Origin of the sequence: Acidovorax delafieldii 2AN (assembly GCF_000175235.1) — a bacterium.
GTDB classification, from domain to species: Bacteria; Pseudomonadota; Gammaproteobacteria; order Burkholderiales; family Burkholderiaceae_C; genus Acidovorax; species Acidovorax delafieldii_B.
Map to the genome: position 1 here is coordinate 1 of NZ_ACQT01000581.1, position 840 is coordinate 840.

General features: G+C 69.0%; 1 protein-coding gene. It reads left to right on the forward strand.

The annotated features are described in order from the left end of the window. Positions 1–81: 81 nt before the first annotated feature. A partial coding sequence (gene yaaA / locus ACDELDRAFT_RS23180) for a peroxide stress protein YaaA (RefSeq protein WP_005801752.1) occupies positions 82–840 on the forward strand: 759 nt, incomplete at its 3' end.

The window sequence follows — 840 nt, forward strand, 5'->3', positions numbered from 1 at the left end:
CCCCGGCTGGCGACGGGCGGCCCCGCCGCCGCCCCCACCGGCGCACCGCCTGCTTCATTTCCAACCCCGGCCCTGCTTCCGATGCTGTTTCTGCTGTCCCCCGCCAAATCGCTCGATTACGACACGCCGCTGCCCGAGGGGCTGCCGCACACCCTGCCCTCCTTCGTGGCACAGTCCACCGCCCTGATCGAGGTGCTGCGCGCACAGGCGCCGCAAGACATCGCCTCGCTGATGCACCTGAGCGACAAGCTGGCGGCGCTGAACGTGGCGCGCTACCAGGCCTGGCGCCCCCGCTTCACCGCCGCCAACTCGCGCCAGGCGCTGCTGGCCTTCAACGGCGACGTGTACGAGGGGCTGAATGCCCGCACCCTGGCGCCCCCGGACCTCGACTGGGCCCAGAACCATGTGGCCATCCTCAGCGGCCTGTATGGCGTGCTGCGCCCGCTCGACTGGATGCAGCCCTACCGGCTCGAGATGGGCACGCGCCTTGCCACGGAGGCGGGCAGCAACCTCTATCAGTTCTGGGGCAGCCGCATCGCCGAGCATCTCAACACCCGCCTGCGCGCCGACACGACGCCCGTGGTCGTCAACCTGGCTTCGCAGGAATATTTCAAGGCCGTGGACCGCAAGGCGCTCAAGGCGCGCGTGATCGAATGCGTGTTCGAGGACTGGAAGGGCGGCGCCTACAAGATCATCAGCTTCCACGCCAAGCGCGCACGCGGCCTGATGGCGCGCCACGCCATCACGCACCGCATTGCCACGCCCCACCAGCTCGAGAGCTTCGACCTGGAGGGCTATGCGTTTGCGCCGGCGGCATCCGAACCGGAGCGGCTGGTCTTT